Genomic DNA, 24,655 nt, shown 5'->3' on the forward strand with positions numbered 1-24,655 from the left:
CAAAATCAACATTTAGCATTAACACAGCCATTCTTACTTATCTTGTCCAGCTTCTTTTAAAAGCTGATCTTTTGATTTTACTTTTCCATGAGGATTTTGGTCTTGTTTACGAACAGTCCATTCCCGCTCTTCTTGACTTTTAGATTTGCTCATCGTCCTTCCTCCTTTCCATTCACCTTACTATTTTTTTCAATTTCTTCATTCTTATTAGTGGAATTATTCAAAAGTGTGATGTAATCATTTCCTTTCATAATTCTTTTTTGTTAAAATGAATTTTATTGTTAGAAAGGAGGTAATCGATACTTGAAGAATCGCTATTTTGATCTTCGACTAATTACTGGGCTAATCATTTCTCATGCACTTATGTACTTCACTTTTTATGACCGGGTAATTTTCTGGTATATATTTACTGGTTCACTCCTTATTTTGATTACTTATGCGATGTTTCAAGAAGCTGTGGATGATGAAGCATCATTTTTTAAATATCTCTCTCTAGGTACTGTTTCAGGATTAATCTTGTATTTGGTTTTTTGGATGGGGATTCAAGCCTTTGACGTTCTAAATCTGCCTTTTGAGAAAAGTGTTAATAAACTCTATCGCTGGTTTGCTCCTGCACTATTTTGGCAATACCTTGCACTAATTTTAGTGGCAGCTCCTGGTGAAGAACTCTTTTGGCGCGGATTTGTTCAAAAAAGACTGCTTCACTACTTCGGACCATTAATGAGTATTTTCATTGGTGCACTGCTTTATGCTTCCGTTCATATTTATTCAGGTACACTTATCTTAATGCTTGCGGCATTCCTTTCTGGGCTTTTGTGGGGTGCACTATATCTATGGAAGAGAAGCATGCCATTAGTCATTGTTTCCCATATTGTTTTTGACATCATGATTTTTATTATTTTGCCGTTAAAATAGGAAAAGCACCTGTCTAAAATAATGGACAATGCTTTTCCTATTTTTATGATTTATTTACTTTATCGTTTAGAGGCTTCAACCATAAAAGGACAAAAAAGATAAGGCTAATATAGCCAAACAATGGGTAAAGATTAGACAAAAGTTTACTATAGTCAATAAGACTGATGATATAAGAAATGATAAAGATTGCTGAAATGGTAATGAAAGTAGGGACATTAAAAAATTGCTTTAACTGACGATCGAGTCCAAAAACATTTCCAATGACTGAAGTGAAGATTTCCCCATAAATAACAAGGACAAATATCCAATAAAAAAAAGGTGCTATCTGCTTCATAATTATCGCCATCGGTATCTCATAAATTTCTAAGTTCGGAAGCATAATCAAGGTGAAATGGCTTGAGATTAAAATGACAGTTAATGCTGTCCCTCCTAAAATCCCTCCCCATTTGATGGTCCAATCATCCTTAATTTCATTCGCAATCGGAACAAGTACTGCTTGTGCCAAAGCAAGGTTTAAAGCTGTATAAGAAAAAGGTGCTAAGATACTTTTCCAGCCATCCTCCGCATGGGGTACAAATAATAAGTGATTCAAAAAGCCTGGCTGTTTAATAGAAAGTGTCATTAACATAAGACTGAAGCAAACCATAATGGGTACCACAAATGAATTGACTGCGAATAGCCCCTTTGTACCGACAAGCATAACTAAAAAAGATAAAAAAATTGTAATAAACACTCCTAAATTCTTTGAAAGACCTAATTGTTCCTCAAACACAGCTCCTGCACCTGCAAGCATTACAGCAGTTACTCCTAAAAGCATAAAAAGCATGATTATATTAATACCCCTGCCTGCCCATTTCCCAAACAAGTGTACATTAAATTCCTGATACGAAACGGCATTAATCCGAGCAGCAATTCTCATCAACTTTGACCCTAATACGATAAGGAGGTAGCCACTCAATAATATACTTAAAAACCCAATGAAGCCAAACCGTGAGAAAAACTCAACGATTTCTCTCCCTGTAGCAAATCCCGCACCAACAACTGTACCAACATAGACTGCGGCGATTTGGAAAGCTGCTGACCAATTTCTTTTCACCTCATCTCCCCCTTAAATTCAATATATGAGCAAGGGGACAAACAAAGACGAGCTTTTTTAAAATGAGGTCAATTTCTCTTTTGAAGAAATTACCATAAGCAGTCTACTTGAAAGTCAAGGAAGGTCAAATTATACTATTTGCATAAGGTCAAATATAGTCAAAGTCAAAAAAATAATCATTATATCTTTAGGGAGGTTTTATTTTATGCTTTGTCAATTGTGTAAAGAAGACCAAGCCACTGTTCAATTAAATCTAAATATTAACGGAGCTCACAGTGATTTGAAGCTGTGTTATGAATGTTATGCAGCCAATAAAAATAAAATCAGTACTGGCTTAGCTCCTAAAATGAACTCCTTTCCTGGTTTTCCATTAGAAGACCTATTTTTGAATATGAAGCCTAATGAAAAAATCCAGCCAAAGAGCAAGCAACAGGCTTCTCAGCGTAATGGTGGTGGCTTTATTGATCAATTTGGACGTAATTTAACCCATATGGCCAAAGCCGGCTTGATTGATCCTGTAATTGGCCGTGATGGTGAGGTTAAAAGGATTATTGAAATATTAAATCGACGCAATAAAAATAATCCGGTGTTAATTGGTGAACCAGGTGTCGGAAAAACCGCTATCGCTGAAGGACTGGCAATGAAAATTGTCGATGGTCAAGTGCCGGCTAAATTAAAAAATAAAGAAGTATATTTGCTAGATGTTGCTTCTTTGGTCGCCAACACAGGTATTCGCGGTCAGTTTGAAGATAGAATGAAGCAAATGATTGCAGAATTACAGGAGCGTAAAAATATTATCCTATTCATTGATGAGATCCACCTCCTAGTGGGGGCAGGTTCTGCAGAAGGATCAATGGATGCAGGAAATATCTTAAAACCAGCTCTCGCACGCGGTGAACTTCAACTAGTTGGTGCAACTACTTTGAAGGAATACCGCCAAATTGAAAAAGACGCTGCTTTAGAACGTCGTTTCCAGCCCGTTCAGGTTGCTGAACCAACACCCGAGGCAGCGATTGAAATCTTAAAAGGAATCAAGAAAAAATATGAGGACTTTCATGAAGTAACTTATTCTGATGCTGCACTGAAAGCATGTGTTCAATTGTCACACCGTTATATCCAGGATCGTTTCCTGCCGGATAAGGCTATTGACTTACTGGATGAAGCCGGATCTAAATTAAACCTTACTTCTGATGGTATTAGCAAGGATCAGATAGAGAACCGATTAAAAGAATTAGCTGTTCAAAAAGATATGGCCCTTAAGAATGAAAACTATGAATTAGCAGCTACACTTCGTGACGAAGAAGCTAAGCTGGAAAAATCATTAAATGAAACTTCAGAAATTAGCAGACCGGTTATCGAGGTATCACATATTCAAGAAATTATTGAACAAAAGACCGGTATTCCTGTTGGCAAATTACAAGAGGATGAGCAGCAAAAGCTGAAGCATCTTGAAGAAAGCCTAAATACAAAAGTCATCGGTCAGAAAAAGGCGGTCGAAAAGGTTACAAAGGCGATAAGAAGAAGCCGCGCCGGCTTAAAATCAAAGAATCGTCCGATTGGCTCTTTCCTTTTTGTCGGTCCAACGGGAGTTGGTAAAACAGAGCTCTCCAAATCGCTCGCCGGAGAACTGTTTGGTTCAACTGAAGCAATGATTCGTCTCGATATGAGCGAATATATGGAAAAACACAGCATTTCTAAACTAATAGGTTCACCACCAGGCTATATTGGTCATGATGAAGCCGGGCAACTGACTGAAAAAGTACGAAGAAATCCATACAACATTATTTTATTGGATGAAATTGAGAAGGCCCATCCAGATGTCCAGCATATGTTTTTGCAAATTCTCGAGGACGGGCGTCTTACAGACAGTCAAGGAAGAACAGTTAGCTTTAAGGATTCAGTTATTATCATGACAAGTAATGCTGGGGTTGGACACAAAACGATCCATGTTGGTTTTGGTACCAATAACGCAATAGAAGAAGCTTCTATCTTAGATTCACTGGGCAGCTTTTTTAAGCCAGAGTTTTTAAATCGTTTTGATAGTATTATAGAATTTAACTCACTTGACAAAGAACACATCATGCAGATTGTTGATTTAATGATAAATGATTTAAAGGAAACGTTAAAAGAGCAAAATATTGAATTTACTATTACCCTAGAAGCAAAAGAAAAACTAGCAGAGTTAGGCTATCATCCAGCATTTGGTGCACGTCCGCTCCGTAGAGTGATTCAAGAGCATATTGAGGATAACATTGCAGACTTTATTCTCGATCAGCCTGAGGCAGATAATTTATCTGCTACCATCGAAGATGGCCGTCTGATTGTTACTGCAGGAAATATAAAAATTTGTTAATAGAAAAGCGAAGCCTTGTGGGCTTCGCTTTTCATTTATTATTATAGCTTTTGGTCCTCAATAGAATTCAACCATGCCTCTATCTCACCAACAACAGACTGTACGCAGCCATCCTCAAATGGTGAAATTAGATTAGCTTCTTTCACAAGTCTTGTAAATGACATACTGCCACCAAGCTTGCAAAGATTTACATAATCAATCCAAGCATCTTTTTGGTTTTCTCTTGAACGTTTCCAAAATTGGAAGGCACAGATTTGCGCTAACGTATAATCAATATAATAGAAAGGTGAGTTAAAAATATGACCTTGACGCTGCCAGAAACCACCATTCTCTAAATAAGTATTCCCGTCATACTCTTTATGAGGTAAATATTTCTTTTCAATTTCGCGCCATTGCTGCTTTCGTTCCTTAGGTGACGCCTCCCAATTTTCATATACCCAGTGTTGGAATTCATCAACAGAAACACCATATGGCAGGAATAATAAAGCATCACTTAAGTGTGAAAATTTATATTTATCTGTATCCTCTTCAAAGAATAACTCCATCCATGGCCAAGTAAAAAACTCCATACTCATCGAATGAATTTCACAAGCTTCATAGGTTGGCCAATAATATTCAGGGATTTCAAAATTCCTGCTTGAATAAACCTGGAATGCATGCCCTGCTTCATGTGTAAGTACATCAATATCCCCAGAAGTCCCATTAAAATTGGAAAAGATAAACGGAGCTTTGTAGTTTTCAATGAATGTACAATAACCTCCACCAGCTTTCCCCTTCTTTGCCACAAGATCCATGAGGTTGTTATCCTGCATAAATTGGAAGAACTCCCCTGTTTCCTTTGAAAGATCTTCATACATTTTTTGTCCGTTTTCAATAATCCATTCAGGATTGCCCTTTGGTACAGCATTGCCTGTTTGATATTTGAAGCCTTCATCAAAATATTTTAATTTTTCCACGCCAATTCGTTCTTGTTGCCGCGCTTTTAAAGAGGTTGCAATTGGCACAATAAAATCCTTCACTTGCTGACGGAAGTTCGCAACCATCTCAGAATTGTAGTCAGTTCTCATCATTCGGTAGTAGCCAAGCTCGACAAAATTTTTATACCCCAAAGTATGGGCAATTTCAGTTCTAACTTTAACAAGATCATCATAAATTCGGTCGAATTCTTCTTCATGTTCAGCTAAAAATCCAAACTTCGCTTCATTTGCTCGCTTTCTCATTTCCCTATCTGTTGATTCAGTAAAAGGCTCTAATTGCGCTAGAGTACGTTCTTCCCCTTCAAAAATAATTTTTGCAGAAGCAATTAGTTTTGTATACTGTGTTGAAAGGCGATTCTCTTTTTGTAATAAAGGAACTATTTCTGGTTTAAAGGTCTTTAATTGCCCTTCCGCTAAGGCAAATAATTGTTTGCCCAATTTAGCTTCTAATTCGGCGCGAAACTTGGACTGAACAAGCTCCTGATAATATTTTGTAACCAGCCCCTCGATTTCTGGCTGCATTTCATCCATATAATCTTGCTCTGTTTTATAAAATTCATCGTTTGTATCAACGGAATGGCGAATATAGCAGAGATTAAACATCGTGCCAATATCATTTCTAATTTCATTTACTTCGTTCATCGCAAAGCTTTGCTCTTCTACTGAATTTGCATTTTTAAATTTTTCTATTGCACCCTCAAATCTCCCTGTAATACTTTCTAGGTTTGGACGGGTATATGTATACTCTTCAAATCTCATTGAAACATCCCCTTTAGTTAAAAAATTTCAACTATAATTAATTCAACACTTTCCATTAATATTCCTTTTAAAAAAAAATACGGCATGAGCCGTATTAAAATTTACCCGCAGGCAATCCTAGTTTCTTTAGCAATTCGATGGCTTCTAGTTTTTCTGAGTCATTTAAACTAGACATTAGTGAATGGATTTGCTGCGCATGTTCTGGGAAAATCTCTTGAATAAAGTCTTTCCCTTTCTCTGTAATTTGTGCGAACGTAACACGTCGGTCATTCGGACAAGCTATCCTAATCAACAGTCCTTTTTGTTCCAATTTATCAACTACATAGGTGATACTGCCGCTTGCAAGTAATATTTTCCCGCCAATTTGCTGCATTGGCTGATCACCTTTGTGATATAAAAGCTCTAATACGGCAAATTCAGTCGGGTTTAAGCCACTTGCTTGAATCACTTTATTAACATGTTCATTAATCGCTTTATATGCTCTTGAAAGAACGATAAATAGCTTCAATGATTGAGATACTGTATCATTTTCCATAAAAACTCATCCTTTTTATTAAGCTTACGCTTATCAAATTATCTAGGGGCTTACGCTTTTCTTTTTATCTCGACTTCAAGATTATTATAAGAAATTTTTGAGGTGGTGTCAATTTAACATAGTTTTACAATCGGTTCTTTTTTTATGATTCTTGATTTCAATGCTTCTAGCATTTTATTTATAGTATCATCTCTTTCTTCCGGTGAAATTTTTTTATGTAAAACAGAATAAAGGGTAACGTCCCTCAGCATAAAAAACAACGGGAGCTGCTCCTTCCAACACTTTGGCAAGGTATTGTGCTGCTCATATCCTTTAACAAAATGTGCAAGAAAATTCGTAGCAAACTGTTCCCGCTCACCTTCACTTGCATCCTGATATCCGTACATAATTGAATAATAAAGCGGGATAGCAATATCTGAGGCAAACCAATGATAGCTACAATCATCAAAATCAAATACATGTACAGATTCACCATCATAAAAAAAGTTCCCTGAATGGACATCACTGTGGATTAGTCCAAAATTATCCTTCTTTACCGGAAGCGATTTCAATTTATTTATTAACAGTTTAGTATTCTTGATAATCTCATTTTCATTTGGAACATAGATTTCAATTTCAAGGAGCTCCTCATCCATCCAAGTCGGTCGAAGCTTTCTCTCTTTACTTGGCTGGTAATTCTTCGTGACAGCATGCATCTGACCAATGGCTTCACCCCAAGCATGGAATAACTGGTCATTAAATTCCGATGATTTAATTTTTACAGGATAACCAGGTACTTTTGAAAAGAGACAAGCAAAAAAACATGAACCGTCACCTGCTGGTAGTGTTTCAATTAATTGATTATTGGATGATGTGAATGCTTCCGGGCAATTTATGTTTTGTTTGTTTAAATAATTCATCCATTCGAGTTCAGCAAGAATTTCATCCTTACTTCGGTGAGAATTATGAGTGATTCTTAGAATTACAGTTTTGTCTGAACTATTTACCTCAAACACATAGTTCTCAAAATCTCCAAGTTTTTTTACCTCTGTTTGTAATTGGAAAACCTTTAAAAAGCCCTTAAGTATAGTTTCTGTAAATAAAATTTCAACTGATTTCTCCATTCATACTCCCCTTTTTCATTCATAATTCCCTTTCTACTTAATTATATTTAAATATTCCGGACTTAGAAACATTCCGTTTCTCATTTCTATAGAATTTATGTAAGATAGGATTATTAAGAGTTTGATAATTTCATAAATGAGGTGCTAGTTAATGGGTCAACCTGCTACAGTGTCTGCAAAAACAACTAAGACCGCAGACACGACAATGTTTAATATTCTTTTTATCATCGGGCTTTGTCATTTACTTAATGATGCCATACAAGCTGTTGTCCCAGCGATGTTTCCAATTCTAGAGAAATCAATGGGTTTATCCTTTACTCAGCTTGGAATTATTGCCTTTTCCTTAAATATGGTTTCGTCTGTGTTACAGCCAGTAGTTGGTTTCGTGACAGATAAAAGACCAATGCCTTTCGCATTACCAATTGGACTTACCCTAACATTGGGTGGTGTTCTTGGAATGGCATTTGCTCCGTCCTTCGGTATGATTGTTCTTTCAGTCATTTTTATTGGGCTTGGGTCAGCTGTTTTTCATCCTGAAGGATCAAGGGTAGCCTTTATGGCTGCAGGGAAAAGAAGAGGACTGGCACAATCCATTTATCAAGTAGGAGGTAATACGGGGCAGGCATTAGCTCCACTAATCACAGCACTCATCCTTGTCCCACTCGGACAGCAAGGTGCTTCATGGTTTTCGCTAGTTGCCGCATTAGCAGTATTGTTATTAATCTACATCGCTAATTGGTATAAACAGAGATTAGTTGAAAACCTGCCTATACTAAAAAAGAAAAATTCAATGTCAAGTAAAAAAGCTGGTCTTTCAAAAAAGGTTAAGCAATCACTATTTTTAATTCTACTACTGATATTTGCAAGGTCATGGTATATATCGGGGATGACTAATTTTTACGCTTTCTTTGCAATAGAAGAATACTCCCTAACGATTAAGGAATCACAGCTTTTCCTATTTGCGTTTTTAATCGCTGGTGCCTTTGGTACTTTTTTTGGAGGCCCGTTGGCTGACCGGTTCGGGAAGAAAAAATTAATATCTGTTTCCATGTTTCTGACTATACCATTTTCTATACTTATTCCTTTTGTACCATCTTTTATTGCATTTATCTTTCTTATGCTTACAGGATTTATATTAATGACCAATTTTTCAGTTACTGTAGTTTTTGCACAAGAGCTTGTCCCTGGAAAAATCGGGACAATGTCTGGACTAACCGTGGGACTCGCCTTTGGTATGGGGGCAATCGGTTCAGTAGGACTTGGATATTTAGCAGATTTATTTAGTATGTCAGCGATGGTTTCTTCGATTGGATTTCTGCCATTGCTTGGATTATTGGCCTTCCTCCTTCCAAGTGATCAAATGGTACAAAAATGGAATCAAGAGAATTAGAATAAGGATGGGCCTGATAGCCTATCCTTATTTTATTTCCTGAATTTTTTGGTACAGTTCTTCTTTTTCATCATCTGAAAGCATACGCTCTGCCATAGGGAAAAGGACATTTTCTTCTTTAGCAAAGTGCTCCGTTAAAATGTAGTAAGCATTCTTGACTAATTCGGCTGATTTTTCCTTCTCCTCAACGGTTTGGGTGCAAGCAGCTTTTTCTAGAAATTCGTGAATTTTTGCCTTAGCTTGATCATGTTCATATTCCATAACTGCAATAGGTCCAGAGGCTGTCCCTATATATACACCCATCATTGGAAATAGAACACCTTCTTCTCGTTCTGAATGAGGATCAAGTGCTGCCTTAAATTCATTAACCTTATTAATCAATTCTTCAAAGGTATTCTCACTAGTAGAATCTTCTTCGATTTGCTTGGTTAATTTGAATAATCCCTCTAATTGTGCTAATAACGGAGGATGCTCAGACTTTAATTGATTAAGTCCTTTACTTAGTTCTACAGGAGACATTCCGCCCAAACTGCTCATACAGCCGCTCATCTGCATACACCTCTTCTTCATTAATTTGTTTTTAGTATAAAAGTTAGTCTTAATAAATGAAGTGACACCAGTCACTTCTATACAAATAAAGGAACATGTTATGAATGCACTTTATATTTTCGAAAAATTTTAACATTTAACCTCAAAAAAACTCATAAACTATCATATAATATAGTTAGAACATAAAAGGGAGGGCTAGAACATGAAAACCCCTAATTACCATGACTTTTATCAAAAGGCGTTGATACCAATTGGTTTTAATGACCTACTCGCACTAAAGAAATACGAATCTTTTGACTTGGATTCACCTTCTACACATTGGCTTATTGCTGTTGAAGGAGTGCAGCTCCCACAGGCAAAGATATACTATCATTGGAAAGTAAGTATCTATCACTCTAATTATGATGGTGATTTTAATTGGAAGAAACCTTTCTATTGTTCTCCAATTATGAATTCTATGGATCATGCACATGATCTTGCCTGCTCATTGGTTTCGTCAAGTAAACAAGATCAACTCTCCACCTTAAACCTTCAAGAAAAAATAAGTTAATCCTCAAAATATCCCCTTTTGCTTCACCTTCTTTTTACCCTTACTTGTGAAAAAATCTACATATAGGATAAATAGCCATTTAAAAAAAGAGGAAGCACCATGAATTTTGGTGCCTCCTCTAATATTATTTATTCTATTATTAGTTAGCTTCCTTGAAATATTGGGACGTGTCCTCCGCTTTGCGGCGTTTCTTTAATTTATAAGCTAAGAATAATACTCCTAACCAAACCGGAGCAAGGTAAAGCGATAATCGGAAATTTGGAAGGAAGGCCATTAAAATGACAAGCATTATTAGGTAGCCCATTGTTACATAATTAGATATTGGATAAAAAGGCATTTTAAACTTTAACTTTGCAACTTCCTGAGGACCAATTATTTTTCTAAACTTGTTATGAGTTATTAGAATCATAACCCAGTTAATGATTATAGCAAGAATCGCAATAGACATAACAATACCAAATACCTGTCCAGGCAAGAATGCATTTAATATTACAGAAATACCAACCACACCAGATGATAATAATACACAATAGGTCGGAACACCTGTTTTACCAATTTTCTTTAATACCTTAGGTGCATTTCCTTGTTCAGCAAGGCCAAACAGCATACGAGCATTACTATATAAGCAGCTGTTATAAGCAGAAAATGTTGCCGTAAGTACAATTATATTGAGAATTGAGGCAGCAGCCGGAATGCCTAACTGATCAAAAATGAGAACGAATGGACTTCCAGTTAACCCTACTTTATCCCAAGGGAATAAAGTTACTAAAACGAGCATTGATCCAACATAGAAAATAAGAATTCGATAAAGTACCTGGTTAATAGCTTTAGGAATCGTTTTATCTGGATTTTCTGCTTCACCAGCAGTGATACCAATAAGCTCCACACCGCCAAATGCAAAGGTTACGACCACCAGGGATAGAATTAACCCTGTGAATCCTTTTGGTAAAAATCCACCATGTTTATATAAATTCTCAAATCCAATAGCTTCTCCGCCATTTCCGAAACCAAAGAAAATGATTGCTAAACCGAAAAGAATCATAACTATAACTGCTAAAACTTTAATAATAGCTCCCCAAAATTCAATTTCTCCAAATGCTTTTACTCCAATTAAGTTAATGCCAGTAATAATCAAGAACATCACGAAACCAGATACCCACTGCGGAATATCAGGGAACCAATAATTCACATAAATCCCCACTGCTGTTATCTCTGCCATTGAGACAGCTATATAACAGAACCAATAGTTCCAGCCAGAAATAAAACCAGCCATTTCTCCCCAGTATTTGTATGCAAATGTACTAAACGCACCCGATACAGGTGTATGTACAGTCATCTCGCCCATACAGCGCATTACGAGGAATATAAAGAATCCACCTATTGCATAGGATAACATTACTCCCGGTCCTACAAGTCCTATTGTTGCTGCAGAACCATAAAACAATCCTGTCCCGATTGCTCCCCCTAGAGCTATCATTTGGATATGCCTATTTTTAAGACCTCTTTTCAATTCTTGCCTTTCTTGCATACTTCCCACTCTCCAATTTGAAATGCATATCATTATATAGATTTTTCAAAGTAAACTTTTTATTTGGAAAAATTAATGAGTACAAGATGGGACAAACTGAAAGAGTTTCTTAAAAATAGACATCCTCGTAAAGTTGAATGACTGTGGGGAAGGTGGTTGCCAATTCAGCCTCTTTCAATTGGAGACAATAAAATTTAAAAATATTAGGATTATTTGTTTACTGCTATTGCCTCAATTTCACACAATACTCCCTGTGGAAGCTGCTTCACTGCCACACAGCTTCGTGCAGGTTTTGATACAAAGTACTCAGCATAAATCTTGTTAAATGCGACAAAATCACTCATATCTGTTAAAAAGCAAGTAGTTTTAAAAACGCTTTCAAAATTAAGTCCAGCTGCTTCTAAGATTGCACCCACATTTTTACAAGACTGGTCTGCTTGCGCACTAATACCTTCTGGAATTTGACCGTTTTCAGGATTTATTGGTATTTGTCCAGATGTATATACGAATTCATTTACTTCATAACCTTGTGAATAAGGGCCAATTGCCCCTGGAGCTTTAATAGTTTCAAGCTTTTTCATATATTTTCCCTCCTCTAAGAAGTGGCTTATGACTGCTGTAATTTTTATATTTGGACAAAACAGTATCTTTCGATTAAGAAAGCCACTGTTCTGTCCTTTAACCAGATACAAGATTCAAATCAATTAAATAGAAACAAGCTCATTTTCCTTTTCTGTATTTACTGAACCAACTTCAACAATCGGTTCTAAACTTGCTTGGAAGTGGCGAAGAATTGGAGGCTCCCAAGAGATTTTATAACCGCGTTTAATTTCATGCGCTCTCTCTTTAATAGCAATTAATGCATCTACCACCACATCTAAATGGGCTTGTGTATAAACTCTTCTTGGAATAGCTAGACGCGTAAATTCAAAGTCAGCTTTCAATTGTTCTTTTGTGTCCGGGTCATTCCCTAGCATATAAGAACCAATATCACATGTACGAATTCCTGCTTCTTTGTACAGTTCAATGGCTAAAACCTGACCTGGATATTCATTGTATGGGATATGCGGGAACATAGATTGAGCATCAACAAACACTCCATGTCCGCCTACTGGTGCCTGATACTGAATTCCTGCTTCATCTAAACGGGCTGCAATGTACTCACTTTGACCAATTCGATAGGCTAAATAAGATTCATCGATACCTTCATATAAACCGATAGCAAGTGCTTCTAAATCGCGCCCTGCTAATCCGCCATAAGTATAGAAACCTTCATAAGAAATACAATTAGCTTTTATTTTCAAGATTAGTGGAGAATTACCATCTTTAACTCCTATTAAGCCACCCATATTTACAATCGTGTCTTTCTTAGCAGACATTGTGAACATATCACCATAACTAAACATCTTTGTAATTATTTCTTTGATAGACATGTTTCTGCATTCATCTTCTCTTTGTTTAATAAAGAAGGCATTCTCAGCATAACGTGCGGCATCAATATCTAGAGGAATATTGTGCTTTTTACAAATTTGAGAAACTTCTCTCATATTTTGCATTGAAACTGGCTGCCCGCCGGCTGAGTTGTTTGTTATTGTCATAACAACAAGCCCAATATTTTCAGGACCATACTCTTCAATAATTCTCTTCATTTTTTCGACATCCATATTTCCTTTGAAAGGACTTCGAATAGATGGATCTTTTGCTTCTTCCACAACACAGTCAATTGCTCTTGCACCAGCAAGTTCAACGTGAGCACGAGTAGTATCAAAGAACATATTTGAGATTGCATATTTTCCATCACTTAAAAATGTCGGAAATAATACTTTCTCTGCAGCACGACCTTGATGAACAGGCTGTATGTATTCATAACCAAAGATATCTATCCCAGCATCACGAAGTTTAAAGTAACTTGAAGCACCTGCATATGCTTCATCTCCTCTCATGATTCCTGCCCACTGTTCAACACTCATTGCACCAGTTCCGCTATCAGTTAGAAGATCGATATATACATCTTCCCCTTTTATTCCAAATAAATTGTATTTCGCTTCCTCAATCCTCTGTTCTCTTTCTTCTCTTGATAAAATTCTAATTGGTTCAACTGATTTAATTCTAAATGGTTCTGCAATATATTTAATAGCCATAATCAAATTCCTCCTAATGGTATATGTAAGATTTATTAATTACTAGAATCCTATTGTACTTAGAATAAATAACTGCCTATTATAAAGTTTTCTCCTCCTTTATGGATTACTTAATATTGATGTGAAGCAAAATTTAAGTTAATATTAGGTATGATAATTTTTTATCAATAGGATAAATTATTATCTTGATAACAATTTATCATAGTTAGAAAGCGTTTTCAATTAGCTCTGCTGTTCAATTTTGACAATTTTGTTAACATTTCCATTTTGCAATTATAGTTATTTACATAAAAGTTTTTTTAATTGGGAGGAAATAAAATGGATGAGGAATTATTTCGTCATTATAAATCGCTAGTTGCATTTTTGGGAAAAGTTTTAGGTTCCCAATATGAGGTTGTGTTACACGTTGTAACCTCGGAGGAAGAAGCGTATATTGGAGCAATTGCGAACGGGGAGGTAAGCGGACGTTCATTGAATTCAGGATTAACTGATTTAGCAAGAAACATGATCAAAGATAAAAAATATAAAGACTACGATTACCTTTTTAATTACGTTGGAAAAATGTCTAACGGTAAAGAATTTTCCTCTTCAACCTATTTTATTAAAGATTCTGAAGGAGAGCTTTTAGGCTTACTTTGCTTTAATTTCGATACGTCTAAACATAAATTAGTGGCTCAGGAAATTCTTCAACTGGCAAACATCAGATTACCTATTTCGAAAATGGTTTCTGATTCTCAAAATGATGAATATATTGAGCATTTCCCTGGAAGTATTCAAGATATCATTTATGATGTAGTTGATTTTGACCTTTTTCAATCTGATTTACAATTGACGAAAGAAAAGAAAATAAGTATTATCAAAGAACTAACTGACAGAAATGTTTTCCAGATGAAAGGCGCAGTTCAGGAAGTGTCATCCGCATTGAAAATTTCAGAAGCCAGTATCTACCGCTATTTACAGTTAATTCAGCGCTCATAAGATAAGACAAGAACTCGCCAATATTTGATGAGTTCTTGAACGTTATACACCTTCGTTATGCCAGCCTAAACACGATTCCATGTCCGCCCTTAGGGTATTCCCATTTAATATTTTGGTACGGGCAGCCTATTCGACAGCTTCCGCATTCGTGACAACCCTCATAACCAACCTGCATCCTTAATCCTTCCCACTTGTACACTTCAGCTGGACAGAAAATGGTGCAAATTTTATCTGGGCATTTTGTGGCACAAATATCATCGTCCATTACGGTTAAATGTGACTTCGTATCAGCTTTAAAACGAAGAAGGTACTGTTTTTCTTCGATATTCTTAGTTGACATTATTTCACCGCCTTCCAAGCTCGATAAATATCTTGAATTACCTTAATCGTTCCTCTTTCTGATGTTACACTCTTCATAATTTCTTTTTGTTTATCCCGTTTTGGAGTTCCGTCAACTGTAAAGAATTTGCTCATTGCTTTGTTCATCATCGGTACGTATTCTTTAAAATATTGCGGATTATTCTCAAATATATGTGTTGCGTCTTTATATTTCTCTAAATCTTTGATTATGAAGCTATCATAAAGCTTTTGACGGTAGAGATTTAAACTAGATTCCGAGAAGTCTCCACGGTACTTTGCCTCTATAACAGTTTCAGCCGCCAGTAAGCCGGAATGCATCGCCATGTTCGAACCTTCACGATGAATCGCATTAACAAGCTGTGCAGCATCTCCTACAACCACTACACCATTTCCAGCTACTTTTGGTACAGAACGATAACCTCCTTCTGGAATAAGGTGGGCAAGGTATTCTGCTGATTCTCCGCCTGCCAGCATCGGTTTAACCATTGGATGTGTTTTTAAGTAGTCTAATAGGTCATAAGGCTTCAATTTTGCTTTTATCATACTGGATAGGGTTGTACCTACTCCGATATTCAAACTGTCCTTATTCGTGTATAGAAACGCTGTCCCAAGATTCCCTTTTGTTGAATCACCAAAAATCTCAATTGTACAACCTTGATTATCTTCTAAGTTAAAACGATCATTAATTTTTTCCTTTGGTAAATTAATAACCTCCATTACCGTTAATGCCACTTCATCGGGACGGAATTCTTTATGGAAGCCTAACTGCTTGGAGAGTAGTGAATTTACCCCATCCGCTAGGACAACAACATCCGCATAGACTTCTCCATTTGGCCGGTCAGTCCGAATACCAATAACCTTTCCGTTTTCTACAATACATTCCGTTACAACGGTTTCATTGATTAATAGAGCACCTGCTTCAACAGCTTTTTTCGCAAACCATTGGTCAAATTGCGCTCGTAATACCGTAAAGTTATTATATGGTTCAACACCCCATTCAAGACCTTTGTAACCAAATTGAACGACAGATTCCTTATCCATCATCCAAAAACGCTGCTCAATAACTGGTCTCTCAAGTGGAGCTTCTTTCCAAAACTCTGGAATCAACTCTTCCATTTGCTTCCGATATAGTACCCCGCCCATTACGTTTTTGCTTCCTGGATATTCTCCTCTCTCAATAAGCAATACGTTTAAGCCTTTTTGGGCGCATACAAGTGCACATGAAGTCCCTGCAGGACCCGCCCCAACCACAATGACATCAAATTTTTCTGGCATAGCTCATTTCACCGCCTTTTTCATTTCTCAGCTGCTTAAATTGCTCAATTAACTTAGGTACTATTTCCATTGCATCTCCTACTATTCCATATGTGGCCACATCAAAAATTGGAGCATTTGGATCCTTGTTAATGGCGATGATTAAATCAGAGTTTTTCATACCGACAACATGCTGAATGGCTCCAGACAAGGCAATAGCGAAATAAATTTTAGGTGTTACCGTTTCACCTGTTTGACCAATTTGAAGCTCGTGAGGCAGCCAGCCCGCTTCAACCACATCACGTGTACCTCCAACTGTTGCACCTATTGTATCTGCAAGCTCATAGAGAATCTGGAAATTTTGCACATCTCCCATCCCTTTTCCTCCGCAAACAATCACATGTGCATCAGCTAAATTCGCCTTTTTTGTTACGTCATTCACAATTTGCAGCACTTTTGTCCGCATATTTTCTTCTTTGAGATTTATGCTTTCTTCGATAATCCTCCCTGCTTTGCCTGAATCTGGCTCAAGTGCCTTCATTACCTTAGGTCTAACGGTTGCCATTTGAGGACGATGCTTTTTACAGAGAATAGTAGCCATGATATTACCGCCAAATGCAGGACGGCTCGCTTCAAGCAACCGGCTATCTACATCCACATCGAGCATAGTTGTATCAGCTGTCAAACCAGTGACTAAATCTGTTGCCACAGCACTTGCTAAATCTTTACCATTGGGTGTTGCTCCGTATAGAATAATTTCCGGCTTGTATTTTTCAACTAAAAGCATAACCCCCTGCATATACGATTCTGTCCGATATTGCTTTAACACAGGATGGTCTACTATATAAACTTCATCTGCACCGTAAGCAATCACTTGCTTTGCTAGGGGTTTAACTTCACTTCCTAGTAGAAAACCTGCTAGCGGAACTTGTAATTTGTCAGCAAGCTTTCGTCCTGCTCCAAGTAGTTCTAAAGAAACTCCCTCAATTTTTCCGTCATTTTGCTCTATGAATATCCAGACACCACGGTATTCATCAAAATTCATGTAAACCCCTCCTACTTCAAAAGAATAATCCTTATTGTATAGATGACTGTAATGTTAATACCTCTTTTTTCTCCATCAAGATATCCATGAGTTGTTTAACTTGCTCATCCGTAGAACCTTCGATTTTTTTCCCGCCTTCAGGACGTGGAGGTGTAAACATTTTTCCAACAATTGTTGGCGAACCTTTTAGACCAAGCTGGGAACGATCAACATTTTCAAAATCATTTACAGTCCAAATTACTGGTTCATATCTAGCTGCTTGTATCATATTGGGCATTGGTGAATACTCGATGTGGTTAATTTCTTTTTCAACCGTTAACAAGCACGGTAATTCAGCCTGTATGAGTTCATAGCCGCTCGATAATTTCCTTTTGATTAAAACGGTTTTTTCTTTTAAATTGACTTCTGAGACTTCAATTACATTCGTTATAGGCGGTATATCCAACCTTCTAGCAATACCAGGTCCTACCTGGCCTGTATCTCCATCAATTGCATGCTTACCGCAAATGACCATATCGACTGGGAGTTCCTTATTGATTTTTTCTAATGCTTTAGAAAGGGCATAACTCGTTGCTAGTGTGTCAGCACCTGCAAAGGCACGGTCGGTAATCAAATATCCGCGATCTGCACCAATCTCAATACTTTTTTTAATAACAGCTGTTGCTTGCGGTGGTCCCATCGACAAAACTGAGATTGTACCCCCATTCTTTTCCCTTATGCTTACTGCTTCTTGTACAGCATGAGCATCGTAAGGATTTAAAATGGCTGGTGCGCTGCGGCGGTCGAGTGTGTTTGTTTTCGGATTAATTTTTATGATTTTTGTATCTGGTACTTGTTTGACACATACGACAATGTGCATGTAGGACATTCCCTCCCCCATATTGGCTATGTTTGTTTTGAAAGCGTTTGCCTTCCTTGGTTATAAAAAATGCCATATTACGATATATGACTCGTAACATTAGCATATTACCAAACAATGATAGATTTCTTTTTTTCAAAATTGATAAATTTTAGGTTTGAGGTAAATTCTAGAAGTATAAGATCTGATGGAGCTAGTGATGTGAGTGAATTTTATTATAAATAGTGATAATTTAACTATAAGAAATAATCAGAAATAAACAATGATAAAAATCACAGTTTCTGTCTAATAATGTAGATAATTTAATTTACGCTATTCATACAGACGAAAGGTTGAGGCTATAGAATGGTGGAAGTGTTTGTGGGAAGCGTTCTTTCTGCTTTATCAACAGGTGCAGGAGCTCTAATCATTCTTTTTATTAATCAATCAGTCACACACCGGTGGATGGATATGTTATTAGCTTTTAGTGCTGGAATCATGATGGCTGCCTCGACAATTGGGCTAATCCCTGAAGCATTAAAATTGGGTGGTTTTGTCTCACTAGCAATTGGAGTATTCTTGGGGGTTTTGGCATTAACAACTCTGGAAAAAAGGATTCCTCATATTGACTTAGAACATAATCGGTATGGAATTCAATTTGATGAAAAGGCATTGTTAATCATTGCAGCAATTACTCTGCATAATATTCCTGAAGGCTTGTCTGTTGGTGTAAGCTATGCTTCACAAACAGAGGATACGGGGAATTTAATCGCCATGGCAATTGGTTTTCAAAATGCGCCAGAAGGCCTTCTTGTTGCTCTCTTTTTAGTTAATCAAAAAATTAACAAATTTAAGGCCTTCCTATTAGCAACCCTAACGGGTGCAATTGAGATTGTTACAGCTTTTATGGGTTTTTATTTAACCGCATTTGTTAAAGGGCTTGTCCCATATGGTCTTTCATTTGCAGCCGGTGCGATGTTGTTTATTATTTATAAAGAGTTAATTCCAGAAAGCCATGGTGATGGCAATGAAAGAGTCTCTACCTATGCTTTTATTACCGGTCTTTTAGTGATGGTTCTCATCATTGATATCTTCTAAGTCTTTCTTAAGGTGATTTCCTTAAACACATACCTTAGGCCAGACCATAATCATTTGATTAAAAGCCAGCTTTATTTCTTCATTTGGTCTTGAAAAATGCTGGGACGCTTTTTGATACTCATTTATTAATATATCAAGCTCCTGGCTGTATTTTATCGTTTCTTCACTTGTAAAACCTTTTGCATTCGCACAATTTATCATCATTGCACGTTTAAGTTTTATCTCATCAAGCATCTCAGAAGGGTTGTTATCATACGTGTACAATTTTCTCCACCTACTCCTTACTCTTATACGCTAAACCGCAAAATTATTTGTTTACTTGATGAATTATGACAAGTTTTAAGGCAAAAGTAAACACTTTCGCAAAAGTAGACAAAACAAGCATTTTACCCTACTTTTCGACAAAATACACGTCTGTTTTTCTGCTTTTGCGACAATTTTTATTCTTTTTTAGTGATGTTTTAGTAAATTTGTTTACTAAAACAAATAAAAAACTGGCTGTTACTGATCAGCCAGTTTACATAAATTATTGATGAATTTCTTCTTTCTCGTAAATTGGCACCCAGCCCTCTGTTGTAACGAAAATTCGAACCGCAACAACTTTACGATCTTCCTCTAAGGTAAAATAATGTCTTGTGTTTTCAGGTACAGAAATTAAGTCTCCTGGATTTAGGTGAACTTCGAAAAATTCTCCATCCTTGCCTTGAATAACAAAAACCCCGTGGCCGCTCACAATAAAACGAACCTCATCGTCGGTATGGTGATGTTCGTTTTTGAAGTTTGTTAGCAGTGTATCAAGATTTGGAGTATTATCTGATAATGATATTACATCTTGAGCTTTGTATCCTCTGCGAGTAGAAATATCTGAAATCTCTACTGAAAAGACTTTTAGGATTTCTTCTTTCTCTTCATCACTCAAAAGATACTTCTCCACTAATGATTCAGGAAGTTTAGTAATATCCCAATATTCATAAATAACCTCTTGGGACGCTAAAAAGCTCGCTACTTCTTCTTGATTACTAATTTGTTCTTCTCTACTTTGAAATGTAATGTATGCCATGATAAATCCTTCCTCTCCTAAGAAATTAAACTACTTTATTTAATTGGTATTGCTTGTGTTCTAATAGACGTAATTGGTATTTAAAAAGAAACTCGGAAGCCTCAAGGATTTTTTTTGCTTCGAAAGCATTTCTTCCCCAAACCGTTATTCCGTGATTACGAATTAATATAGCGCCAGAATCTTCCTTGATATGCTCCGAAAATGAATTTGCGAGAGTAGGAATATGGGCATAGTTTTTGATGATTGGAATCTTCAACACTGCGTCCTCTTCCCACATATTAAAAGCCTTAATCAGTTCCTGGCCCTTAAATGTTACCTCCCCCTGGTTCCCATAAAGTTCTGAAATCACGTTATTATCAATTGTGTGAACATGGAGACTACAGCCTGCATTCGTTTTTCGGTATATTTCGACATGAAGCAGCGTTTCTGCAGATGGTCTCAAGTGTGTTTCTTCAACTGCATGCCCAAATTCATTAACCAGCAAAAAGTCCTCATCTGTTCGCTTGCGTTTATCCTTACCACTTGCAGTTACCAGAAACTGTAGAGGATCATCACTAACCTTAATAGCGAGGTTCCCGCTTGTTCCCATAAACCAATCCCGCTCAGCCAATTCATCTTTTATGTCAGCTAACTCCAGCCATTTTTCCTTTAACATGATGTCCTCTTCACCTCAATTCGACTCTTTATTTCATCTATACAGTCATGAAAGGTTGTAAATCCATTATAATTTAAACCCCATTCAGAACATTTTTCCTCTAGGAGATCTCTAGCCAGCACATAATCTGCTTGTTTAGCCGCCTCAAGATCGGTTACCGAGTCACCGATTACTATCGTAAAGCATTCTTCATCCTTGTTAATCTTTCGTATAATACTAGGTTTACAGCAGCCGCATTCGTTTTGACAAGAAGAATCACAAGTATATGGCCAAAGTATTTTTATGTTTTCCCCTGAAAAATCACTGTGGTTACAATAAATCCCTTCAAATGGGCCGAATTTTTCAAGAATGGGATATACAAAGAAATCAATTCCACCGCTGACAATATAAAGTGGAATATTTTCAGTTCTTGCAAATTCAACAAATTCAGAAAATCCTTCGCGAATCTTAGCATTTTCTATCGCAAACTTTGTAATTTCATCTCTTTGGTTACTTGGAAGTTCCGAGAATAATTTCCCTACACCCTCACTAATTGAAATTTTCTGTGATAAAATTTGGTCTTTAATTTCCTCCCAATTAGCTGGTGCAAATTTCTGCATGATTGCGATGATGTTATCACTTTCAGTAATCGTTCCATCAAAATCACAGTAAATGACAGGTCTCTTCATTTATATTGACACCTCAGCATTTCCCCACAACTGCAGCGCAGTCTTTAGCTCAGGATACATTTCTGCCCCCTCCACTAATGTCTTTCCTTGAAGATTCACTTCAATAGCCTGTCGGAATGCTAGACCGCCGCCACGCGCACCATTTGGATGACCATGGACACCGCCTCCAGCGTTGATAACAGAATCTATTCCAAAATCTCGAATTAAGAGTGGTACTAAACCAGGATGAATACCGGCAGAAGGGACAGGAAAAGAAGTTTTTACAGTATCCTCTTTTGTTAATTCTTCTGCGATTGAAATAGCTGATGATTTCTCCAATGCCACAGTTCCGTATGGTGATGGGAATAATGACAAATCCGCACCAGCAAGGCGCAGGAGCTTACCTAGCAGCAATGAATGTGAGAGACCATAATGGGAAGATGATGTTAACGCACCACTTACAGCAGGATGAGCCATTAATGGTAAAGCGATTTGGTCATCCTCGCGCAGCTCCTGTAAAACATCCAATCCATAAGCAAAAACATTAAAAAGTAACATGTCGGCACCAAGCTCTTTTGCTTTCCTAGCCTTATCCTTCAACTGAGATGTTCTGCCAGTTAGATTTACAGCATACAAAGTCCGTTGTCCGGTTTGTTCAAATGTTTCCTGTAACACCTTTTTCCCTTCTTTTATTCTTTTTTCAAACGGAGTCAAGTCATTTTCAAAAAGAATTTCATCATCCTTAACGAAATCAACACCGCCAAGAGCCTGTTGCTTTAGCTGTTCTGTTAGGAAATTTAAATCCTTGCCAAGTACCCCTTTAAAGATGCTCATTAATAACGGACGGTTAAAAATACCTAGTTTTTCTCTTAATCCTTCAATACCGAATCTTGGACCAGGAAATTTACTTTTTAGTTCATCCTTAAACTGTAAATCAAGTAATTTTATTTTTCCATCTAATGAAAGTTTTCCAAAAACTGTTGTCAGAATGGCAGGAATATCATCTGAAAAATTGATTGTTGGATAGGCAATACGTATGAGTGACTGTTCATCTTGTAATCCTTCTGTCGAAACCACCCTGCCTTTGTGCTTACGTAATTGACTTTGTTCTAGTTCAGGTAAGTTCGTCCATGAACCGACAGTCAAACCTAAAGCAATTTCTTCTGCTTTTTTTGCAAGATTTTTTTCACCGTGGACTAGGTATGTTGCAATTAATTCAGACAATTTTAATCTTCCTTTCTTGAAAAAACATAAAAAACCTCTTCGCAAAAGAAGAGGTTAGCATCTCAAACTAACATCTTCTCATCTTTCAGCCTTATTGCTGCAAGATTTAGCACCGTGCTTAACATTGTGTTAAGTCGGTTGCCGGGCTTCATCGGGCTTTTCCCTCCGCCTGCTCTTGATAAGAAAACGATCGTATTATTTATTTTATCACGTTGATAAACTATATTTTGGATTATCCCAAGAATTATATTTTTTGTCAATCTATTTTTTAAAAATTTCCAACTTACTAATTCTTCTCACTACTTCTCCTAAACGTTCCTCACTTGTGAGTAAACCGACTCGGACATAGCCTTCACCCAGTTCACCGAATGCAATACCAGGAGCCACAGCAATATGTGCTTGTTCCAGCAGGATGTCGGCAAATTCACTAGAGGTTAGTCCCTCCGGAACCTTTAGCCAAGCAAAAAACGATCCCTTTGGCGCCGTAACATCCCAGCCCAGCGAACGGAGTCCATCAATCAAGACATTTCTTCTACGCTCATAAAGGTTATTTAGGTCTCGAACACAATCCTGCGGACCTGTTAATGCTTCAGTGGCAGCTTCCTGAATACCGCCAAAAATACTGCAATAGAGATGGTCTTGAATAAGCTCAATTGCTGATATAACACTGCTATTTCCTACTGCGAAGCCCACTCGCCATCCTGCCATATTGTAGGTTTTTGATAGAGTATATATTTCAATGCCCACATCTTTTGCCCCGTCAATTTGTAAAAAACTTAATGGCTTTTCTCCATCAAATCCTATTGCACCGTACGCAAAATCATGCACAATACAAATATCATGTTGGTTTGCAAGATGGACACTTTCCTCAAAAAACTCCTTAGTTGCCACTGCCCCTGTTGGGTTGTTAGGATAATTAAGGAACATTAACTTTGCTTTTTCAATTGCCTCAAAAGGTAATTCACTATAGTCTGGCAGAAAATTATTTGTTTCTCGGAGCGGCATCATTACCATTTCCGCCTTTGCCAGTGCTACCCCAGATAAATAATCTGGATATCCTGGATCTGGTACAAGCATTGTATCACCAGGATTTAAAAGGCATTGTGGTATTTCCACCAATCCAGCCTTACCGCCAAACAAAATCGCCACTTCGTTATCTGGATTAAGGGTAACTCCGTACTCTCTTTTATAAAAGTCAGCTGCTGCCTGTTTTAAGTAGGTATGACCCTGAAAAGGAGAATACTTATGATTCGCAGGATTAGCCGACGCTTCCTGCATTTTTTTCACGATATGCTGCGGGGTTGCTTGATCTGGGTTCCCTTGACCTAAATTAATAACATCATAGCCCTCTTCAATGTATTTCCCTACTTTTTTTACTAAAGAAGCAAAAAACTGCTTCGGGAGGTTATTTAATATTTGCGATGTTGGAAATTGCTTCATCTTGTCACCTGCTTTATTTATTTCATTTTGTTGTTGAATTCTAGTCACAAATGATATAACTTTTAATACAGCTTGTAAAGAAAAAATTCTAAAAAATTAGACTATGTTAAAGCTTATTATTGATTTTGGCACTCTGGTGATTTGTGCGGAAGGCGCGAGA

25 protein-coding genes and 1 riboswitch are annotated in these 24,655 nt (G+C 37.1%); of the genes, 6 read left to right on the forward strand and 19 right to left on the reverse strand.

Translation table 11 applies throughout. The features are described from left to right. Positions 1-33: 33 nt before the first annotated feature. On the reverse strand, positions 34-153 hold the full coding sequence (locus CHI06_RS30410) for a DUF6254 family protein (RefSeq protein WP_257009196.1): 120 nt from the start codon (positions 151-153) through the stop codon (positions 34-36). A 150-nt stretch (positions 154-303) separates the two neighbouring features. On the opposite strand from CHI06_RS30410, the gene CHI06_RS07700 reads away from it, so the two are divergent. Next, positions 304-915 (forward strand): CPBP family intramembrane glutamic endopeptidase, encoded by a 612-nt coding sequence (locus CHI06_RS07700; RefSeq protein WP_095247844.1) that lies wholly within the window; start codon positions 304-306, stop codon positions 913-915. A 43-nt stretch (positions 916-958) separates the two neighbouring features. On the opposite strand, the gene CHI06_RS07705 is transcribed toward CHI06_RS07700, so the two are convergent. Next, on the reverse strand, positions 959-2,011 hold the full coding sequence (locus tag CHI06_RS07705) for a YkvI family membrane protein (RefSeq protein ID WP_095247845.1): 1,053 nt from the start codon (positions 2,009-2,011) through the stop codon (positions 959-961). A 205-nt stretch (positions 2,012-2,216) separates the two neighbouring features. Here CHI06_RS07705 and CHI06_RS07710 point away from each other — a divergent pair, with 205 nt between their 5' ends. Then, a complete protein-coding gene (locus CHI06_RS07710) occupies positions 2,217-4,364 on the forward strand; it encodes an ATP-dependent Clp protease ATP-binding subunit (protein ID WP_095247846.1) in 2,148 nt (715 codons plus the stop codon). 41 nt (positions 4,365-4,405) lie between these two features. Here CHI06_RS07710 and CHI06_RS07715 read toward each other — a convergent pair whose 3' ends face one another. The 3 genes from CHI06_RS07715 to CHI06_RS07725 all read right to left on the reverse strand — a co-directional run bounded on the left by CHI06_RS07715 (position 4,406) and on the right by CHI06_RS07725 (position 7,738). Continuing rightward, the gene (locus CHI06_RS07715; RefSeq protein WP_095247847.1) at positions 4,406-6,100 is read right to left on the reverse strand and encodes a M3 family oligoendopeptidase; all 1,695 of its coding nucleotides are present in this window, start codon (positions 6,098-6,100) and stop codon (positions 4,406-4,408) included. A 94-nt stretch (positions 6,101-6,194) separates the two neighbouring features. Then, positions 6,195-6,635, reverse strand: coding sequence for a MarR family winged helix-turn-helix transcriptional regulator (locus CHI06_RS07720; protein WP_095247848.1), 441 nt, complete (start codon positions 6,633-6,635; stop codon positions 6,195-6,197). A gap of 113 nt (positions 6,636-6,748) precedes the next feature. Beyond that, positions 6,749-7,738 (reverse strand): phosphotransferase enzyme family protein, encoded by a 990-nt coding sequence (locus tag CHI06_RS07725; RefSeq protein ID WP_095247849.1) that lies wholly within the window; start codon positions 7,736-7,738, stop codon positions 6,749-6,751. Positions 7,739-7,889: 151 nt separating this feature from the next. On the opposite strand from CHI06_RS07725, the gene CHI06_RS07730 reads away from it, so the two are divergent. Further along, positions 7,890-9,128, forward strand: coding sequence for an MFS transporter (locus tag CHI06_RS07730; protein WP_257009197.1), 1,239 nt, complete (start codon positions 7,890-7,892; stop codon positions 9,126-9,128). Between the two features lie 27 nt (positions 9,129-9,155). Here CHI06_RS07730 and CHI06_RS07735 read toward each other — a convergent pair whose 3' ends face one another. Beyond that, on the reverse strand, positions 9,156-9,683 hold the full coding sequence (locus tag CHI06_RS07735) for a hemerythrin domain-containing protein (RefSeq protein WP_373558141.1): 528 nt from the start codon (positions 9,681-9,683) through the stop codon (positions 9,156-9,158). Positions 9,684-9,879: 196 nt separating this feature from the next. Here CHI06_RS07735 and CHI06_RS07740 point away from each other — a divergent pair, with 196 nt between their 5' ends. Continuing rightward, a complete protein-coding gene (locus tag CHI06_RS07740) occupies positions 9,880-10,227 on the forward strand; it encodes a hypothetical protein (protein ID WP_095247850.1) in 348 nt (115 codons plus the stop codon). 139 nt (positions 10,228-10,366) lie between these two features. Here the strand turns inward: CHI06_RS07740 and CHI06_RS07745 are convergent, their stop codons facing one another. From CHI06_RS07745 to CHI06_RS07755, 3 genes are all read right to left on the reverse strand, one after another. Then, entirely contained in the window at positions 10,367-11,755 is a 1,389-nt protein-coding gene (locus CHI06_RS07745; protein WP_095247851.1) for an amino acid permease, read from the reverse strand. 209 nt (positions 11,756-11,964) lie between these two features. Further along, on the reverse strand, positions 11,965-12,336 hold the full coding sequence (locus tag CHI06_RS07750; protein ID WP_095247852.1) for a RidA family protein: 372 nt from the start codon (positions 12,334-12,336) through the stop codon (positions 11,965-11,967). A gap of 123 nt (positions 12,337-12,459) precedes the next feature. Further along, entirely contained in the window at positions 12,460-13,896 is a 1,437-nt protein-coding gene (locus CHI06_RS07755) for a tryptophanase (protein WP_095247853.1), read from the reverse strand. Between the two features lie 318 nt (positions 13,897-14,214). Between CHI06_RS07755 and CHI06_RS07760 the strand changes: the two genes are divergently transcribed. After that, positions 14,215-14,874 (forward strand): helix-turn-helix transcriptional regulator, encoded by a 660-nt coding sequence (locus tag CHI06_RS07760; RefSeq protein WP_095247854.1) that lies wholly within the window; start codon positions 14,215-14,217, stop codon positions 14,872-14,874. 55 nt (positions 14,875-14,929) lie between these two features. On the opposite strand, the gene CHI06_RS07765 is transcribed toward CHI06_RS07760, so the two are convergent. From CHI06_RS07765 to CHI06_RS07780, 4 genes are read right to left on the reverse strand one after another with little or no spacing between them, the layout of a single operon-like run. After that, the gene (locus CHI06_RS07765) at positions 14,930-15,214 is read right to left on the reverse strand and encodes a ferredoxin family protein (protein WP_075685099.1); all 285 of its coding nucleotides are present in this window, start codon (positions 15,212-15,214) and stop codon (positions 14,930-14,932) included. After that, positions 15,214-16,509: an FAD-dependent oxidoreductase gene (locus CHI06_RS07770; protein WP_095247855.1), complete on the reverse strand. Its 1,296-nt coding sequence runs from the start codon at positions 16,507-16,509 to the stop codon at positions 15,214-15,216. The genes CHI06_RS07765 and CHI06_RS07770 overlap by 1 nt, the downstream gene beginning before the upstream one ends. Continuing rightward, positions 16,493-17,533 (reverse strand): electron transfer flavoprotein subunit alpha/FixB family protein, encoded by a 1,041-nt coding sequence (locus tag CHI06_RS07775; protein WP_095247856.1) that lies wholly within the window; start codon positions 17,531-17,533, stop codon positions 16,493-16,495. Before CHI06_RS07775 ends, CHI06_RS07770 begins: the two co-directional genes overlap by 17 nt. A gap of 31 nt (positions 17,534-17,564) precedes the next feature. Beyond that, the gene (locus CHI06_RS07780; protein WP_095247857.1) at positions 17,565-18,392 is read right to left on the reverse strand and encodes an electron transfer flavoprotein subunit beta/FixA family protein; all 828 of its coding nucleotides are present in this window, start codon (positions 18,390-18,392) and stop codon (positions 17,565-17,567) included. A gap of 345 nt (positions 18,393-18,737) precedes the next feature. Between CHI06_RS07780 and CHI06_RS07785 the strand changes: the two genes are divergently transcribed. Beyond that, positions 18,738-19,469, forward strand: a complete 732-nt coding sequence (locus CHI06_RS07785) for a ZIP family metal transporter (protein ID WP_095247858.1) — start codon at positions 18,738-18,740, stop codon at positions 19,467-19,469. Between the two features lie 21 nt (positions 19,470-19,490). On the opposite strand, the gene CHI06_RS07790 is transcribed toward CHI06_RS07785, so the two are convergent. From CHI06_RS07790 to CHI06_RS07815, 6 genes are all read right to left on the reverse strand, one after another. After that, positions 19,491-19,733, reverse strand: a complete 243-nt coding sequence (locus tag CHI06_RS07790) for an aspartyl-phosphate phosphatase Spo0E family protein (protein ID WP_095247859.1) — start codon at positions 19,731-19,733, stop codon at positions 19,491-19,493. Positions 19,734-19,995: 262 nt separating this feature from the next. Continuing rightward, positions 19,996-20,529, reverse strand: coding sequence for a 1,2-dihydroxy-3-keto-5-methylthiopentene dioxygenase (locus CHI06_RS07795; RefSeq protein WP_095247860.1), 534 nt, complete (start codon positions 20,527-20,529; stop codon positions 19,996-19,998). A gap of 25 nt (positions 20,530-20,554) precedes the next feature. After that, on the reverse strand, positions 20,555-21,184 hold the full coding sequence (locus tag CHI06_RS07800) for a methylthioribulose 1-phosphate dehydratase (protein WP_095247861.1): 630 nt from the start codon (positions 21,182-21,184) through the stop codon (positions 20,555-20,557). Further along, the gene (locus CHI06_RS07805; RefSeq protein WP_095247862.1) at positions 21,178-21,852 is read right to left on the reverse strand and encodes a 2-hydroxy-3-keto-5-methylthiopentenyl-1-phosphate phosphatase; all 675 of its coding nucleotides are present in this window, start codon (positions 21,850-21,852) and stop codon (positions 21,178-21,180) included. Before CHI06_RS07805 ends, CHI06_RS07800 begins: the two co-directional genes overlap by 7 nt. Further along, the gene (mtnW, locus tag CHI06_RS07810; RefSeq protein ID WP_095247863.1) at positions 21,853-23,055 is read right to left on the reverse strand and encodes a 2,3-diketo-5-methylthiopentyl-1-phosphate enolase; all 1,203 of its coding nucleotides are present in this window, start codon (positions 23,053-23,055) and stop codon (positions 21,853-21,855) included. Positions 23,056-23,130: 75 nt separating this feature from the next. Beyond that, a riboswitch (SAM riboswitch) is annotated at positions 23,131-23,240 on the reverse strand. 76 nt (positions 23,241-23,316) lie between these two features. Beyond that, positions 23,317-24,495 (reverse strand): pyridoxal phosphate-dependent aminotransferase, encoded by a 1,179-nt coding sequence (locus CHI06_RS07815; protein WP_095247864.1) that lies wholly within the window; start codon positions 24,493-24,495, stop codon positions 23,317-23,319. Positions 24,496-24,655: the final 160 nt, after the last annotated feature.

The organism is Bacillus sp. 7884-1, assembly GCF_002272245.1.
Lineage (GTDB): Bacteria > Bacillota > Bacilli > Bacillales > Cytobacillaceae > Neobacillus.